This is a genomic window from Streptomyces hygroscopicus subsp. hygroscopicus (assembly GCF_030269125.1).
Lineage (GTDB): Bacteria > Actinomycetota > Actinomycetes > Streptomycetales > Streptomycetaceae > Streptomyces > Streptomyces hygroscopicus_C.
This window is the reverse complement of sequence record NZ_BSSM01000011.1, coordinates 219,837-234,171: the sequence shown is the minus strand read 5'-3', so window position 1 is coordinate 234,171 and position 14,335 is coordinate 219,837. Positions and strand designations below refer to the sequence as shown.

The following is a 14,335-nucleotide window of genomic DNA, read 5'->3' as shown; positions in this document are numbered from 1 at the left end:
CCCCTCGGTCGTTCGTGCCGCCATGCTACGGCCTTCCCGCTCCGCCCCGACCGGCCGGTCCCGCCACCCCGCCACCGGGCCCCGCGACCACCTCCTCCCCCCCACCACCCCGTGAACGAGGCCGCCCCGGCCACCCCTCCCCCCGAGGGGCGGAGCAGGGTCCGGCCGGGCGGCCTCCGGCGGGGCGGTGGCACATGACCCCGAGGCAGACCTCGGTCCGGGATGCTGCCGCGGGAGGTGACGGCCGGCCGCTGAAGCCCCGACCGGCCGGTGCCGGCCCTGGTGCCCGCCACCCGGTCCGCCGCCTCCCGGGGGCCATGGCTCGGCGAACGCGTCCGGCGGGTGGCGCCCCGCGAGCATGTCGGGAACCGCGGTGTACGCCGGCTCCGGGAGCGAGGCCAGGAGGGCGCGCGGCGCATCCCCGGCCGGCAGGCCGTCGGGCGGGACCCGCCACGCCCGCCACCCGGCCACCGCGGCCCGCCGCTTCTCCCCTCCCGCACCACCGCCCGCGCGGGCCCCCTCGCGCACCACCGTGCCGCCAGGACCCACCCCTCCCACGCCACCGGTCCCACCACGGAGCGGCCGGGGCGGAAGGGACACCGGGGACGGCGGGCCCTGGTGGGACGGCGGTCTGGGAGGGGTGCGGCCGGGGCGGGTCCGGGGCGACGCGGGCGAGAGGTGACGTGGCGGGCCCGGTGGAGCGGTGCGGTCGTGACGGGTTCCGGTGGCGGGGCGGCGCGGAACAGGGCGGCGACGTCGGCGGGCCGCGGCCACTCCGCGCCCCTCTTTCCCGCCCAGGCCCGCCACCCGCCGAAGACCCCGCCGGCCCCGCGGCTGCCCTCGCCGCCTCCGCTGTTCCCGCCCGCCTACGATGGCCTGTGACGATCAGCCGATCACCCGCGCCGCGCCCCCGAGGGCCCGTCGGCGCCCTTTCCGGGGAGGACCCCTTGACCGACAGCTCCGTACCCGCCGCCGGCACAGCCGACCGCGACCTGCGCTCCTTCATCGCCGGACTGCCCAAGGCCGAACTGCACGTCCACCACGTGGGCTCCGCCTCCCCCCGGATCGTCTCCGAGCTGGCCGCGCGCCACCGCGACTCCAAGGTGCCCACCGATCCCGAGGCCCTCGCCGAGTACTTCACCTTCACCGACTTCGCACACTTCATCGAGGTGTACCTGTCGGTGGTCGACCTGATCCGCACCCCGGAGGACGTCCGGCTGCTCACCTACGAGGTGGCCCGCGACCTGGCCCGCCAGCAGGTCCGCTACGCCGAGCTGACCCTCACGCCGTTCTCCTCCACCCGGCGCGGCATCGACGAGCACGCCTTCATGGCCGCGATCGAGGACGCCCGCAAGTGCGCCGAGGCCGAGTTCGGCACCGTACTGCGCTGGTGCTTCGACATCCCCGGGGAGGCCGGCCTGCGGTCCGCGGAGGAGACCGTACGGCTCGCCACCGACGACCGGATCCGCCCGGAGGGCCTGGTGTCGTTCGGGCTCGGCGGGCCCGAGATCGGCGTGCCGCGCCCGCAGTTCAAGCCGTTCTTCGACCAGGCCATCGCGGCCGGCCTGCACTCCGTGCCGCACTCCGGCGAGACCACGGGGCCGCAGTCGGTGTGGGACGCCCTCGAAGAGCTGGGCGCCGAACGCATCGGGCACGGCACCAGCTCCGCGCAGGACCCGGCGCTGCTCGCCCACCTCGCCGAACGGCGCATCCCGCTGGAGGTCTGCCCGACCTCCAACATCGCCACCCGCGCCGTCCGCACCCTGAACGAGCACCCGATCAAGGAGTTCGCACGGGCCGGGGTGCTGATCACGATCAACTCCGACGACCCGCCGATGTTCGGCACCGACCTCAACAACGAGTACGCGGTGGCCGCCCGCCTCCTCGACCTGGACGAGCGCGGCATCGCGGACCTCGCCAAGAACGCCGTGGAGGCGTCCTTCCTGGACCCGGCGGGCAAGGCACGGATCACGGCGGAGATCGACGCGTACACCGCCGGCCGACTGGACGGCTGAGCCGCGTCACGAGGGGGTACCACAATGGGGGCCATGCAGACCGTGACCGCCGTGGCCCACCGCGGCGACCCCTACCGCTTCCGCGAGAACACCCTCGACTCGCTGCGTTCCGCGCTCGACCGGGGCGCGGACGCGGTCGAGTTCGACGTTCGGCTCACCCGCGACGGCGTGCCCGTGCTGCTGCACGACGACACGCTCGAACGGCTGTGGGGCGTCGAACGGCCGCTGAGCCGGCTGTCCGCCGAGGAGGTGCGCGGGCTCACCGACGGCCGGGTGCCGACGCTGGCGCAGGCGCTTTCGGCGACGGGTGACAGCCGGGTGATGGTGGACCTGTGCGGGCCGGTGACCCGGCGGACGATGGTACGGATCCTGGACGTGGTCCGGCAGAGCGGCGCCGGGGACCGGGTGTACTACAGCGCGGGCGCGGAGGCGATGCTCACCGTGCGCGCCGCCGACCCGGCCGCGGAGATCGCCCTCACCTGGACGACGCTGGCCCCGCCCCGCCCCGCGCTGCTGGCCGCGATCGCCCCCCGCTGGCTCAACTACCGCTTCCCCCTGGTCGACCGGGACCTGATCGCCCGTGTCCACCGCGACGGTCAGCTGGTCTCCGTCTGGACGCCGGACACCCGGCGCTCGCTGCGCCGGCTGCTGGAGCTGGGTGTCGACTCGATCACGACGAACCGCATCGACGTCCTGCACGGCCTGCGCTCCCTCTAGGGGCGGACGCGGTGAGTGCGGCGGCGCGGCACGGGGACGCGCGCGGGCTCCCCGCCCCCGCCCGGCCGCGCCGGCCCTGCCCGGAAGACCGGGGACGCCCCACCGCACGGCGGGTCCCGGCACGGCCGCCACGAGGGCCTCGCTCACCGGGGTCCCCCACCGACGGGCGACGGGTGACGGGCGACGGGCGACGGGCGACGGGCGACGGGCGACGGGCGACGGGCGACGGGCGGATCGTCCTCGACCGGCCGGTCCGGAACTGCCTGCCGGGATCGCCGCGCACGGCATCGAGTCCTGCGCGTACCCTCGCTTCCCGGTCGGAGCCACGGACGCCGACGGCGAGTCGAGCGGACCGACGATCGCCGTCAGCCCCGCTGATCGTGCTCACGGCCCTCAGACGGCCGTGGCGGCAAGGACGTCGGAACGGGTCAGCGCCTCCAGACGCTTGATCTTCTCGCGGACGACGTACAGCGGGATCACCCCGAAGACGCCGAACGACATGTCGATCAGGCTCCACCAGAACGGTATGCCCCGGACCGGGCCGCAGACGAGGGCGAGCGGGATGATGCCGGCGCAGGCGATCATGCCGAACTCGATCACCCAGATGTTGCGCACCGGGTCGCGGTACGGGCCGTAGAAGGCGACCGCGATGACGAGATGGGCGAACGCCAGCCAGTCGGTGCCGTACAGCACGAACGGGTACTTCTCGTCGACGGCGTCGAGCCCGTCCCGCACCCGCACGATCCACCCCATCAACCCGGGCAGCCGGTCCGGTACCCCCATCGCCCTCAACGTGCTTTCCGTCCAGTGCAGTTCATGGACCAGCGGAAAGGCCGTGGCCCCGCTGAGCACGAGGCACACCACGAAGAAGACCAGCCAGCCGCGAATGCCCTTCAGGAGGGCGGCTCTGTCGCTCATGCGAAGAGCGTACGCTTAATTGAACGCGTTCAAAACCCACTCCTCCGCGACCGCCGCCGACCTCGACCGCCCGCCAATGACACCAAACTCCCCTATATGCCTGTACATTTCGGACCACCGTTTCGAGAGGTCGCCGGCAGACGGGCAAGGGATGAACGCGGACGGACGTGGCGCGGTGCGGACCGGGGTCGCGCGGCTGTGCGCGACGCCGGGTCTCGTCGGGGCCGGGCGGGTCGGGCTGGTCGGCAATCACACCGGCGTGCTGCCCGATCTGCGGCCGTCCGCGCCCGCGTTGGCGGCGGCGGGCGTGCGGCTGGTCGCGTTGTTCGCGCCCGAGCACGGGGTGGACGGGAGCGGGCAGGCCGGAGAGGGCGGGGGCGCGGAAGCCGGAACCGGGCTGCCGGTGTACGACACGTACCGCTGCGACGGGGAGCGTCTCGACAAGCTGCTGACCGACAGTGGGGTCGACGTCCTCGTGTACGACCTCCAGGACGTCGGGGCCAGGTTCTACACGTACGTCTGGACCATGTTCGACCTGATGGTCTCCGCGGCCCGTACCGGTGTGCGGTTCGTGGTCGCCGACCGGCCGAACCCCCTCGGCGGCCTCGTCAGTGAGGGTCCGCTGCTCGACCCGGCGTGGGCGAGCTTCGTCGGGCGGGTCCCGGTCCCCGTCCGGCACGGCCTCACCGCCGGCGAACTCGCCCTGTACTTCAATGTCGAGGCCGTGCCGCGACGCGCGGGCTCCCCGGCCGAGTTGGTGGTGATCGAGGCGCGGGGCTGGCGGCGCGCCATGGACGCGGGGGCCACCGGCCTGCCCTGGGTCGCGCCCTCCCCGAACATGCCGACCCCCGCCACCGCCCTCGTCTACCCCGGCACCTGCCTCTTCGAGGGCACGAACCTGTCCGAGGGCCGTGGCACCACCCAGCCCTTCGAGATCGTCGGCGCCCCCTACCTCGACGCCCGGTTCGCGCCCTCGCTCACCGAACTCGCCCTGCCCGGAGTGCACTTCCGTGATCTGCACTATGTCCCGACCTTCCACGAGCACGCCGGAAAGCGGCTGCGCGGGGTCCAGCTCCATGTCAGCGACCGCACCGCGTTCCGGCCCGTGCGCACCGCCGTCGCCATGCTCGCCACACTGCGGCGGCTGTATCCGGACGACTTCGCCTGGCACCGCACCGCGGGCGGCGGGCACTTCATCGACCTGCTCTGGGGCTCCGACCGGCTCCGGCGCGTCGTCGACGCGGGCGGGGACCCGCTGCCGCTGTGCGACCCGCCCGCGCCGCCGGGCGCGTGGGCGGGCGAGGACGTGCTGCTGTACCCCTGAGCCGGCCCGCCGGGAAGGACGACCCCGTCGATGACATCAACTCCCGTCTCGGGAACGGAGATCCGCGGCTTCAGAGCGGGTGACGGGCCGCCGCTCGTGGCCGCCTGGTGCCGGAGCGCGCCCGCCGATCCGATCACCCCGGACCGTTTCCGCTCCCTCGTGCTGCTCGACGCCAACTTCGACCCGGAGGGCCTGCGCGTCGCGGTGACCGACGGGCGCCTGACCGGCGCCGCCTACGCGGTGCGTCGGCTGACCCCGATGAGCGGCACCGACCTGGAACCGGAGCAGGGATGGATCCCGTTCTTCTTCGTCGACCCGGCCGCGCGCGGACAGGGGCTCGGCCGGCTGCTGCTGACCGACGCCCTCGGCTGGCTGGGCGCGCACGGCCGTACCACCGTGGACTTCTCCTCGTACACCCCGAACTACCTCCTTCCCGGACTGGACGCCGAGACCTACCCGGAGGCGGCGGAGCTCCTCGGCTCGCTCGGCTTCCGGACGCTGTACGAGGCGGCGGCGATGGACCGGTCCCTCGTCGGCCACCGCATGCCGGAGGCCGTGGCCCGGCGCCGGGACGAACTGACCTACCGGGGCTTCCGGTTCACCACCCCGGCCGACGACGACCTGGTGGAGCTGATCGCGCTCGCCGGGAACCGCTTCAACCCGGACTGGGCGCGCGCGATCCGGGAGTGCCTGGCCGCGGGCACCCCGTTGGACCGGATCGTGGTCGCCCGGGAGCCCGCGGGGCGGCTGGTGGGCTGGGCGATGCACGGGGCGTACGAGTCGAGGGCCGAGCGGTTCGGGCCGTTCGGGGTGCTGGAGGAGATGCGCGGCACCGGGCTCGGCACGGTGCTGCTCCATCTGGTCCTGGAGCGGATGCGGGCGGGCGGCGCGCACGGAGCGTGGTTCCTGTGGACCGGCGAGCGGTCCGCGGCGGGCCGTCTCTACCGCGCGGCCGGTTTCACCACCACCCGCCGGTTCCGGGTGCTGCGCCGGGAGCCCGTCCGGTGACCCGGCCCGCGCGCGGCCTGAACCGGCGGCACTTCGCGCTCGCGCTCCCCTCCACCCTGCTCACCGCCGGATGCGCCGCGCCGCACCGGGGCACCGGGCGCCCCGGGGACCCGATCGTCCTCACCCTGCTTTCCCATTACTCCAGCGGGGCGCTGAAGAAGGCCCTCCAGGACCCGGTGGACGAGTGGAACGCCACGCACGACCGGGTCAAGGTGCGCAACGTGGCGGTGGAGTTCACCGATCTGCTGACCACCTTCATGGTCCGGCAGGCCGCGGGCCAGGGCGCCGACATCATCCAGCCGTACTGCCTGTGGACCGGCCAGCTCGTGCGCGCCGGTGTCCTGCGCCCCGCGCCGCCCGAGCACGCCGAGGAGATCAGGCGCGGCTACAGCGCGGCCGCGGTCGGCGCCGCGTCGGTCGAAAACCGCGTCTACGGCTACCCCACCGAGGCGCAGACGTACGCCCTCTACTACAACGCGCGGCTGCTGCGCGCCGCCGGTGTCGGCGGACCCCCGCGCACCTGGCCGGAGTTGGAGGCCGCCGCGCACCGCACCACCCGCCGGGACCGGTACGGCAACACGCTGGTCCAGGGGTTCGGCCTGTCGGTGTACGACGACTCCACCACCGTCGGCCAGACGCTCGCCCTGCTGAACGCGGCCGGGGGTACCTTCGTCTCCCCGGACGGCAGGGGCACCGCGATCGACTCGCCGGCCGGACGATCGGTGTTCGAACTGGAGCACCGCCTGGTCACCGGCGGGGCGAGCGCGCCCGGGGTCAACGTCTACCAGGCGTTCCCCTCCGGGCGGGTGGCCATGGTGATCAGCGCCGGCTGGTGGACCGGGAGTCTGAAACCGCTGATGGGCGCGGACTACCGGGAGGTCGGCGTCGTGCCCGTGCCCGTGCCCCGGGCGGGCGACCGGCCCGCCACGCTCTCCACCGGCTTCCTGCTGGGGGTCAACACGGCCAGCGAACACCCGCGCGAGGCCTGGGAGTTCCTGCGCTGGCTCAACGCGGAGAGGACGGGTGCGAGAGGCGTGACCCGGATGAGCGCGCTCCAGGTGTCCGTCGGCTCGCTCACCGGTCGGGCGGACGACATGCGGGCGCTGCTCGGCAGGGGCGGCGATCCGAATCTGCGGCCGTTCCTGGACGCGCTGGCGTACGCGGTGCCGGAGCCGAACGTGCCGGGCGCGCAACGGGCGAAGACGCTGCTGCGCGCCAACATCGAGGCACTGTGGACCGGTCAGCAGTCGGTCGGGGAGGCGCTGCGCACCACGCGCCGGCAGGTCGACCAGGAGGTGGCGCGCCCATGGTGAACACGTTGGCGCCGGAGCGCGCCGAACGTCCGGCGTCCCGCCTGCGGCCTTCGGGGCCCGTCCTCGCCGCCCGCGCCCGGCGCCGCCAGACGGTCGTCGGCTACCTCTTCCTGGCCCCGGCCCTGCTGTTCTTCGCGGTCTTCCTGGTCCTGCCGCTCGGCTTCGCCCTGCTGCTGTCGGTGTCGCGCTGGACCGGGTTCGACCTCGGGGACATCCGTCCGGTCGGCACGGACAACTTCACCGCGTTGTTCGCGGCGGGTTCGACGTTCCTCACGCCGGTCCTCACCAACACCGTGCTGTTCGCCCTGGGGACGGTGGTCATCGCGCTCGCGGGCTCGGTGCTCGTCGCCACGTGCATCGACCGGCTGCGGTTCCAGGGGCTGTGGCGGACGCTGTACTTCCTGCCGATGGTCACGACCGTGGTCGCCGTCGGCAACGTCTGGAAGTACATGTACGAGCCGGGCGGCCTGGTCGACGGAGTCCTCAACGCCCTCGGGCTCGGCTCGGTCGCCTTCCTCCAGGACCCGCACACGGCCCTGCCCGCGGTGGTGGTCGTCCAGGCGTGGGCGTCGGTCGGATCGGCGGTCCTCGTCCTCACGGCGGGACTGAAGTCGATCCCGCGGTCCTACCACGAGGCGGCCGCGCTGGACGGCGCCGGGCCGGTCACGGTGTTCCTCAGGATCACGCTGCCGTTGCTGCGGCCGTCGCTGCTGTTCGTGTGCGTCACCCAGTTCCTCACCGGCCTCCAGTCGTTCGCGCTGATCACGGTGATGACCAAGGGCGGTCCCGGCGACGCGACCGCGGTGGCGGCGCTGGAGATGTACCGGCAGGCGTTCTCGTACGGCGACTGGGGGACGGCGAGTGCGGCGGCGTTCGTGCTGTTCGTGGTGGTGCTGGTGATCACGCTGGTGCAGTTGTGGGTGTTCCGGCGCAAGGGGGAGGACGCGTGATCCGTCGCCGTCACCGGTTCCCGTGGGTGTCGTACCTCCTGGTCGTGTCCGGCGCGGTGCTCATGGTGGTGCCGTTCCTCGACATGGTGATGACGTCCTTCAAGGGGCCGGGTGAGTCCGGGAGACTGCCGTACCGCTTTCTGCCGCAGGCGTTCGACTTCTCCAACTACCGGGCGGCACTCGACCAGTTGGATCTGCCGCTGCTGTTCCGCAACAGTGTGGCGGCGACGGCGCTGATCACCGGCTCGGTGCTGCTGACGTCGTCCCTGGCCGGTTACGCGCTCGCCAAACTCCGCTTCCGGGGCCGGGACCTCGTCTTCCGGCTGGTGCTCGCGACGATGATGTTCCCGCCGTTCCTCTTCTTCATCCCGCACTTCCTGATCCTGGTGCACTGGCCCCTGGCGGGCGGCAACGACGTGCTCGGGCGCGGGGGCGCGGGGCTGACCGTCAGCATCGTGGCGCTCACGATGCCCTTCCTCGTCAACGGTTTCGGGATCTTCCTGGTGCGCCAGTTCGTGATCGCCGTCCCGGACGAGATCCTGGAGGCGGCCCGCCTCGACGGCGCGGGCGAGTTCACCCTCTGGTGGCGCGTCGTCCTGCCGCAGACCAAACCGGTCCTGGTCACCCTCGCCCTGCTGACCTTCGTGGACGCCTGGAACGAGTACATCTGGGCCCTGCTGGTCTCCACCGCCGACCCGGACGTCATGACGCTCCCGGTGGGCATCCAGCTCCTCCAGGACTACGTCGACCCGACCCGCACCATGCCGGTCGTCATGGCCGCGCTGGTCCTGAGCATCCTCCCGGTCCTCGTCCTCTTCCTCCTGCTCCAGAAGCACTACCTCCGGGGCGTCATGCTCAGCGGCCTCAAGTGAGCGCCCACAGCTCCCTCGGCCACGACACCGCCTCCAGGTCGTCGCACGGACGTCGACCGACGCGCCGGTGAGCGCGCTCTCGTGCCCACGACCGCCGTCGCCGTCCGGACGGGTCTCGTCCGGCAGCACGGTGCCGACGAGCATCCGGCCGGCGGGTGAGCGCCGTACCAGCGGCGCGGGAGCCGGCGCGCCCACCGTGCCCGGCTCCCGGGGCCGTCGCTGCCGAAGGCCCGCCGCGGTCCCGCTCCGGCGGCGGGCGGTGCCTTCCGGCGGGCGGCTCACTCCTGGGCGGGGGCGCGGAGGAACAGGGCCCCGACGAGCGCCGTCACCAGGACCAGGGCGGTGTCGGCGGCCACGGCGACGCGGATGCCGTGCAGGACGCCCGTGACCGTCGTCGTCGCCATGGCGCCCGTCGCGATCGCGCTCATCACCGGGGTGCCCATCGTGATGCCGATCTGCTGGCTCATGGTGGCGAGCCCCGTGGCCAGGCCCTGTTCGTGGTCGGGGAGTCCGCTGGTGGCGGTGATCATGAAGGCGACGATGAGGAGCATGTTGCCGATGCCGCCGACGAAGGTGGCGGGCAGCAGCAGGGCGAGGCTCCCGGCGGTCGTGCCCAGGGCGAGCAGGGCCGCGGTGGCGACGGTCTGGACGAGGGCGCCGGTGATCAGGGTGGCGCGGGTGCCGGTGCGGGCGACGACACGGGGAGCGAGGGTGCCGCCCAGGACGGTGCCGAGGCCCAGGACGCCGAAGGACAGGCCCGCGGCCAGCGGGGAGAAGCCGAGCACCCGCTGGAGGTAGAGGGTCAGCAGGAAGACCAGGGACGTCTCGGTGACGAAGGCGAGGACGCCGGCGATGTTGCCCCACGCGACGGTGCGCCGGTGCAGGACCCCGACGGGGACCAGCGGGGCCGGGGCCTTGCGTTCGATCAGGTAGAACGCGATCAGGAGCAGGGCGCCGACGGCCAGGACGAGCAGGGCGACAGGCTCGCCCCAGCCGTGCTCGCCGGCGCGCGTGAAGCCGAGGACGACGGCGAGCAGGCCGAGGGTGACCGTCAGCGCGCCGGGCACGTCCAGCCGGGGACGGTCCGAGGGGCGGGACTCGGCCAGGACCATCGGGGCGATCAGCAGGACGGCCGCGGCGACGGGCACGTTGAGGAAGAACGACCACCGCCAGGACAGCAGGTCGGTCAGGATCCCGCCGAGGACGGCGCCGGTGGTGAAACCGGCCGACATCAGCGCGCCGTTGAGCCCCAGCGCCTTCTGCCGCAGCGGGCCCTCGGGGAAGGACGTGGTCAGCAGGGACAACCCGGCCGGGGTGACCGCCGCGGTGGCCAGGCCCTGGAGGACGCGGGCCACGATGAGCATCTCAGGGCCGGTCGCGAGGCCCCCGGCGAGCGAGGCCAGGCCCAGCACGGCCAGCCCTCCCAGGAACAGCCGGCGCCGCCCGAACAGGTCCGCGACCCGCCCGAACAGCAGGGTGAACCCGGCCGCGCACAGCGCGAACGCGGTCGCGATCCACTGCAGGTCGGCCAGCGAGAACCCGAGCCCCCGCCCGATCACCGGCAAGGCCACGTTCAGGATCGAGAAGTCGACCGCCAGCATGAACTGCGCCACCAGCAGCACCACCAGCGTCAGCCGCGTCCGCGACGTCAGCCGCCCCGGTCCGGGACCGGCCGAGACCGCCCCCTCCACCACACCATCGACAACAGACATGGGATTCCCTCCGAGAAGCTTCGACCGCCACGACGGCGTCGACCGAAGGAATCCTGCGACCGGGTACGGCGCCTACCCAGACCCCGAAGATGACTGGTCCCGCGGTGGGTGGTCACGGCATGACCACCCGACGCGGGAACGGCCCCGCCGCCCCCGCCGTTGGACGAGGGGCACACGTCACCGGACGCACCGGAAGGGCCCCGCATGCCTGACTCCTCCGAACTCAGCGACTTCTTGCGCAGCCGCCGCGCCGCCCTCACCCCCGAGGAGATCGGACTCCCCCGGCTCGCGGAACGGCGCCGGGTGCCAGGGCTGCGCCGCGAGGAACTGGCGCTGGCGGCCGGGCTCAGCGTCACCCACTACACCCGGCTGGAGCAGGGCCGTACCCGGCAGGTCTCCGACTCGGTCCTCGACGCGATCGCCCGCACGCTGCGCCTGACCCCCGACGAGCACAGCCACCTGATGGATCTCGCCCGGCCCGGCCGGACCGGCCCCCGGCGCGCCCCGGCCCCGCGCACCGCCTGCGCCGAGCCCGGCATCCGGCAGCTCATCGACACCTTCACGGAGACCCCGGCCCTGGTCCTGGACCGGCGCAACGACATCCTCGCCTGGAACACGATGGGCCATCTCCTCCTGGCCGCGCATCTGGAGTTCGACGCGCCCGAAGACCCCGCACGCCGCCCGAACCTGACCCGGATGCTCTTCCTGGACGAGCGCACCCGCGCCCTCTACCCGCACTGGCAGGACGAGGCCCAACTCGCCGTCGCCTCACTGCGGCTGGTCGCCGGCCGGCACCCCCACGACAAGCGGCTCGCCGAGCTGATCGGCGAACTCACCATGAACAGCGAGGAGTTCGCGGAGCGCTGGGCCCGCCACCCGGTGCGCACCTGCGTCGCAGGCACCAAGGAGTTCGACCACCCCCTCGTCGGCTCGCTGGAACTCTCCTTCCAGAGCCTGCTGGTGCCCGGGGTCGCCGACCAGCGGATGATCGCCTACTCGGCCCGGGTCGGCACGAGTTCGGAGGCGGGCCTGCGGCTCCTCGTGCCGTCGGCCGGCACGAGGCCCGCCGGAGCGCTCCCGGGGGTTCAGTCGTCGCCCGAGGCGAGCGTGAGGGCGAGTCGTCCCAGCAGGTCGGCGAGCTGAGTCCGCTCGTCCTCGGTGAGCCCGGCGAGGAGCCGTCGCTGGTTGTCCAGGTGGACGGCGATGAGGTCGTCGGTCAGTTCGACGCCCTCGGCGGTGAGGGTGATGAGACGTCCGCGCGAATCGCCCTGGGCCACCGACCTGCCGACCAGGCCACGGGCTTCGAGCCGGTCGACCCGCTTGGTGATCGCGCCGGTGGTGACCAGGACGGTACGGCTCAACTCGCCTGCGGACAGGGCGTAGGGCGCCCCCGAACGCCGAAGCGCCGCGAGCACGTCGAAGTCGCCGCTCCCCAGGTCCGCGGCGCCGAAAGGCGGGCGCAGCCGCTGGTCCAGCGCGCTGGTCAGCCGGAAGAGCCGGCCGATGACGAGCATCGGTGTCGCATCGAGGTCGGGCCTCTCGCGTTTCCACTGTTCGACGATGGCGGCGATGGGATCGGGCTGCATGGCTTCCATTGTATCTTCCACGGATGATAATCTATCTTCCATGGAAGATAACCTCGCTCCGCGAGCCACCGCGTCGGTCGTCTGCTACTTCGACCCCTCCTGCCCCTTCGTCTGGGCCACCTCCCGGTGGCTGCTCGAGGTCGAACGGCTCCAGCCGATCGACCTGCGCTTCCGGATCATGAGCCTGTCGGTGCTCAACGAGCACCGCGAACTCGAGCCCTGGTACCGCGAGTTCAACGACCGGGCCTGGGGGCCGGCCCGGGTGTGCGCGGCCGCCGAAGCCCTCCACGGCAACGCGGTCCTGCGCGACCTCTACACCGCGCTCGGCAGACGCGTACACGTGGAGGGGAACAAGGACCACGACGCGGTCATCACCGAGTCCCTCGACGAGGCGGGGCTGCCCGCGTCCCTGGCGAAGGCCGCTCACACCGACGAGTTCGACGCGGCACTGCGCGCCAGCCACCAGGCCGGGCAGGAGGCGGTCGGCGAGGAGGCCGGGACGCCCGTCGTCACCGTGGACGGCGCCGGTTTCTTCGGCCCCGTCCTCACCTCCGTACCGAGGGGCGAGGAGGCGGTCCGGCTGTTCCAGGCCACCCGGATCCTGGCCGGGACCGGGGCGTTCGCCGAGCTGAAGCGGGGCCGGGGTGCGCTCGACCTCCGCTGAGCCCGGCGTCCCCACCCGCCGCCTCATCACCGCGAGCCTGGTCGGCTCGATCGGCGACGGCATATACGTGCCGCTGACGATGCTGTTCGTGCACTCGCTCACCGGCCTGTCGCTGACATCGATCGGCGCGGGCCTGACGATCGCCGGGCTCTGCGCGCTGGCGTTCATGCCCGTCGTGGGCATCGCCGTCGACCGGTTCGGCGGCCGGCGGGTGCTCATCGGCGTGCTCGCGTTACGCGCGCTCGGCTTCGCCGCCTACCCGTTCGCCGGCTCCTACCCCGCCTTCCTGGCGATCGCCCTGGCGGTCGCGGTGGGGATGTGGGCTTCCTCGCCGAGCCAGCAGGCGCTCATCGGCGACCTCGCCCGCGGCGCCGAGCGTGACCGGCTTCTGGCGTGGGACCGCAGCCTGCGCAACGCCGGCATGGGGTGCGGCAGCCTGGTGGCGGCCGGCATGCTCGCCCTGGACGGCGCCGCCGGCTTCGTCGCGGCCGCCGAGGTTCTGGCGTCGCTCTTCGCCGTCGCCGCGGTGCTGGTGGTCCGGATCCCGAACGTCCGCGGCCGCGTCGAGCCGCCGGAGAAGGGCGAGGGGTACCGGCAGGTGCTCGCCGACCGGCCCTACCTGCTGATCACGGCGGCCAATTTCCTGATCGCCTTCGGCTACACCACCCAGGCCATGGCCCTGCCCGTCTTCCTCACCCGCGATGTCGCCATGCCCGACGCCCTGGCCGGGGCCGTCTTCGCGGTCAACACCGCCCTGGTCGCCGCGCTCGGCGTCCCCGCCGCCCGTCTGACCCTGCGCGGCAGACGCACGCGTGCGGCCGCGCTCGGCGCCGTCGTCTTCGCGCTCTCCTTCGCCGCCTTCGCCGTCCTCCCCGGCCTCGTCAGCGGCCCGCACGCCCTCGTCGCCGTCCTCGCGGTGGCGGTGCTCTACACCGCCGGGGAACTCGTCCACTCCCCGCCCTCGCAGAGCCTGTCCGTCCAGGCCGCGCCCGATCACCTGCGGGGACGGTACCTGTCGGTCTACCAGCTGTCCTGGTCGGTCTGCCGCACCATCGCGCCCATGCTGCTGGGATTCCTGCTCGACGCGGGCCAGTGGCACCTGTGGACCGTTCTCGCGCTGATGGTCCTGACCGGCGCGGCGATCCTCCTGTGTGCCGAGCGGTCGCTGCCGGCGCACGCGGTCACCGCCTGACGGGGCCTGCGGCGCCGCCCCGCCGGCCTCCCTCCACGCTCCCTCCACGCCGGCCGGCCTGCCG

Annotated in this window: 12 protein-coding genes and 1 pseudogene; 10 read left to right on the top strand and 3 right to left on the bottom strand. The window is 73.3% G+C overall.

Translation table 11 applies throughout. The features are described 5' to 3' along the window. Positions 1–871: 871 nt before the first annotated feature. Together QSK45_RS24430 and QSK45_RS24425 are read left to right on the top strand one after the other, a co-directional pair. Positions 872–2,015 (top strand): annotated as a pseudogene (locus tag QSK45_RS24430) (adenosine deaminase). Positions 2,016–2,048: 33 nt separating this feature from the next. Beyond that, the gene (locus QSK45_RS24425) at positions 2,049–2,732 is read left to right on the top strand and encodes a glycerophosphodiester phosphodiesterase (protein WP_285560339.1); all 684 of its coding nucleotides are present in this window, start codon (positions 2,049–2,051) and stop codon (positions 2,730–2,732) included. A gap of 393 nt (positions 2,733–3,125) precedes the next feature. On the opposite strand, the gene QSK45_RS24420 is transcribed toward QSK45_RS24425, so the two are convergent. Then, positions 3,126–3,650 (bottom strand): hypothetical protein, encoded by a 525-nt coding sequence (locus tag QSK45_RS24420; protein ID WP_285560337.1) that lies wholly within the window; start codon positions 3,648–3,650, stop codon positions 3,126–3,128. A gap of 151 nt (positions 3,651–3,801) precedes the next feature. On the opposite strand from QSK45_RS24420, the gene QSK45_RS24415 reads away from it, so the two are divergent. From QSK45_RS24415 to QSK45_RS24395, 5 genes are read left to right on the top strand one after another with little or no spacing between them, the layout of a single operon-like run. Further along, a complete protein-coding gene (locus QSK45_RS24415) occupies positions 3,802–4,974 on the top strand; it encodes an exo-beta-N-acetylmuramidase NamZ family protein (protein WP_285560335.1) in 1,173 nt (390 codons plus the stop codon). Between the two features lie 30 nt (positions 4,975–5,004). Next, entirely contained in the window at positions 5,005–5,982 is a 978-nt protein-coding gene (locus QSK45_RS24410; protein WP_285560333.1) for a GNAT family N-acetyltransferase, read from the top strand. Continuing rightward, positions 5,979–7,295, top strand: a complete 1,317-nt coding sequence (locus QSK45_RS24405) for an extracellular solute-binding protein (RefSeq protein ID WP_285560331.1) — start codon at positions 5,979–5,981, stop codon at positions 7,293–7,295. The genes QSK45_RS24410 and QSK45_RS24405 overlap by 4 nt, the downstream gene beginning before the upstream one ends. Then, positions 7,289–8,245, top strand: coding sequence for a carbohydrate ABC transporter permease (locus tag QSK45_RS24400; protein ID WP_285560329.1), 957 nt, complete (start codon positions 7,289–7,291; stop codon positions 8,243–8,245). The genes QSK45_RS24405 and QSK45_RS24400 overlap by 7 nt, the downstream gene beginning before the upstream one ends. Beyond that, positions 8,242–9,117: a carbohydrate ABC transporter permease gene (locus QSK45_RS24395; RefSeq protein ID WP_285560327.1), complete on the top strand. Its 876-nt coding sequence runs from the start codon at positions 8,242–8,244 to the stop codon at positions 9,115–9,117. The genes QSK45_RS24400 and QSK45_RS24395 overlap by 4 nt, the downstream gene beginning before the upstream one ends. 278 nt (positions 9,118–9,395) lie before the next feature. Here QSK45_RS24395 and QSK45_RS24390 read toward each other — a convergent pair whose 3' ends face one another. After that, positions 9,396–10,829 (bottom strand): MFS transporter, encoded by a 1,434-nt coding sequence (locus QSK45_RS24390; protein WP_285560325.1) that lies wholly within the window; start codon positions 10,827–10,829, stop codon positions 9,396–9,398. 204 nt (positions 10,830–11,033) lie between these two features. Between QSK45_RS24390 and QSK45_RS24385 the strand changes: the two genes are divergently transcribed. Continuing rightward, positions 11,034–11,972 carry a helix-turn-helix domain-containing protein gene (locus tag QSK45_RS24385; protein ID WP_285560323.1) on the top strand — a complete coding sequence of 313 codons (939 nt, stop codon included), beginning with the start codon at positions 11,034–11,036 and terminating at the stop codon, positions 11,970–11,972. On the opposite strand, the gene QSK45_RS24380 is transcribed toward QSK45_RS24385, so the two are convergent. Then, positions 11,915–12,415, bottom strand: coding sequence for a MarR family winged helix-turn-helix transcriptional regulator (locus tag QSK45_RS24380; RefSeq protein WP_285560321.1), 501 nt, complete (start codon positions 12,413–12,415; stop codon positions 11,915–11,917). The genes QSK45_RS24385 and QSK45_RS24380 overlap by 58 nt on opposite strands. 40 nt (positions 12,416–12,455) lie before the next feature. On the opposite strand from QSK45_RS24380, the gene QSK45_RS24375 reads away from it, so the two are divergent. Together QSK45_RS24375 and QSK45_RS24370 are read left to right on the top strand one after the other, a co-directional pair. Next, the gene (locus QSK45_RS24375; RefSeq protein WP_285560319.1) at positions 12,456–13,079 is read left to right on the top strand and encodes a mycothiol-dependent nitroreductase Rv2466c family protein; all 624 of its coding nucleotides are present in this window, start codon (positions 12,456–12,458) and stop codon (positions 13,077–13,079) included. Continuing rightward, positions 13,060–14,271, top strand: coding sequence for an MFS transporter (locus QSK45_RS24370; RefSeq protein WP_285560317.1), 1,212 nt, complete (start codon positions 13,060–13,062; stop codon positions 14,269–14,271). The genes QSK45_RS24375 and QSK45_RS24370 overlap by 20 nt, the downstream gene beginning before the upstream one ends. Positions 14,272–14,335 lie beyond the last annotated feature (64 nt).

Excerpts from the sequence above, each read along its gene's own strand:
- QSK45_RS24410 (WP_285560333.1), top strand. The coding sequence starts at position 5,005 with ATGACATCAACTCCCGTCTCGGGAACGGAGATCCGCGGCTTCAGAGCG.
- QSK45_RS24420 (WP_285560337.1), bottom strand. The coding sequence starts at position 3,650 with ATGAGCGACAGAGCCGCCCTCCTGAAGGGCATTCGCGGCTGGCTGGTC.
- QSK45_RS24380 (WP_285560321.1), bottom strand. The coding sequence starts at position 12,415 with ATGCAGCCCGATCCCATCGCCGCCATCGTCGAACAGTGGAAACGCGAG.
- QSK45_RS24415 (WP_285560335.1), top strand. The coding sequence starts at position 3,802 with ATGAACGCGGACGGACGTGGCGCGGTGCGGACCGGGGTCGCGCGGCTG.
- QSK45_RS24375 (WP_285560319.1), top strand. The coding sequence starts at position 12,456 with ATGGAAGATAACCTCGCTCCGCGAGCCACCGCGTCGGTCGTCTGCTAC.
- QSK45_RS24400 (WP_285560329.1), top strand. The coding sequence starts at position 7,289 with ATGGTGAACACGTTGGCGCCGGAGCGCGCCGAACGTCCGGCGTCCCGC.
- QSK45_RS24390 (WP_285560325.1), bottom strand. The coding sequence starts at position 10,829 with ATGTCTGTTGTCGATGGTGTGGTGGAGGGGGCGGTCTCGGCCGGTCCC.
- QSK45_RS24385 (WP_285560323.1), top strand. The coding sequence starts at position 11,034 with ATGCCTGACTCCTCCGAACTCAGCGACTTCTTGCGCAGCCGCCGCGCC.
- QSK45_RS24425 (WP_285560339.1), top strand. The coding sequence starts at position 2,049 with ATGCAGACCGTGACCGCCGTGGCCCACCGCGGCGACCCCTACCGCTTC.